This is a genomic window from uncultured Paracoccus sp., from assembly GCF_947496875.1.
Classification (GTDB): domain Bacteria; phylum Pseudomonadota; class Alphaproteobacteria; order Rhodobacterales; family Rhodobacteraceae; genus Paracoccus.
The window spans coordinates 1-1,101 of record NZ_CANMEH010000067.1; the positions used below are offsets into that span (position 1 = coordinate 1).

At 67.5% G+C, this 1,101-nt stretch carries 2 protein-coding genes; both read right to left on the minus strand.

The genetic code is table 11. The features are described from left to right. Positions 1–347, minus strand: a 347-nt coding sequence (locus tag Q0938_RS19105; protein WP_299365699.1) for an SDR family NAD(P)-dependent oxidoreductase, incomplete at its 3' end; no start/stop codon positions are given. Beyond that, a partial coding sequence (locus Q0938_RS19110) for an enoyl-CoA hydratase/isomerase family protein (RefSeq protein WP_299365701.1) occupies positions 331–1,101 on the minus strand: 771 nt, incomplete at its 5' end. The genes Q0938_RS19110 and Q0938_RS19105, both read right to left, overlap by 17 nt.

Genomic DNA, 1,101 nt, shown 5'->3' on the forward strand with positions numbered 1-1,101 from the left:
TAGCCGAAGACCTTCAGCTCCCAGGCTTTGCGCCAGGTGTCCATCGAGATGTCGAGCAGGTTCCCCGCAGGAATGGCGCCGGCGTTGTTGACCAGGATGTCGATGCGCTCCGCAGCTGTCATCACCGACGCGAGTCCGGCATCCGTGGCGAGGTCCGCCGCGATCGTGCGGCTGTCCGCCCCGTGCCGCCGCGCCAGGTCCTCTGCCAGCGTGGCAAGTTTCCCTGCATCCCGGGCCACGAGGACGAGTCTTGCGCCTTCGGCGGCGAAACGATCGGCGATTTCGCTGCCGATCGCCCCTGACGCGCCGGTGACAAGGACGGCCTTGCCGTCAAGCCCGAGTTCCATCGTCCTCACCCTGGTCCCTGACGCCACGGAAGTTCGGCGGGCGCTTCTCGCGGTGAGAGGCGACGCCTTCGCGCACCTCCGGACCGGCAAAGGCCAGCATCTCGAGCGCCGTCGACGTGTCGAATGTCGGCCCGGCAGTGCGCAGCCAGTTGTTCATGGAGTATTTGGTCCAGGCGATGGCATCGGTGGCGCCATTGGCGAGCTCCCTCGCGATCTCGCGCGCGGTCGGCAGCACCTCGTCCGGCTCGACGGCCAGGGAGACGAGCCCGATCCGCTCGGCCTCCTCGCCGGTGATCGGCCGGCAGGTCATCAGATAGTACTTGGCCTTGGCCATGCCGCAGAGCAGCGGCCAGATGATCGCCGCGGCGTCGCCGGCCGCCACGCCCAGACGCGTGTGGCCGTCGACGAGCTTTGCGGTCTTCGAGACGACGGAGATGTCGGCCAGCAGTCCTACCACGAGCCCCGCGCCCGCGGCGGAACCGTTGATTGCCGAGATCACCGGCTTGCGGCAGTTGATGATGTTGTAGACCAGATCCCGCGTCTCGCGCCACGACGAGACGCGCTCGGCGTGGTCGTTCATCAGCGATTCGATCCAGCCGAAGTCGCCGCCGGCCGAAAACGCCCGTCCGGCACCGGTGACGATCACCCCCTCGACCTCTGGCGCGTCGTCGATGTCGCGCCAGATCCGGGTGATCTCCGTATGGGTCGCCCGATCGATCGAGTTCATCGCCTCGGGCCTGTCGAAGGTGATCTG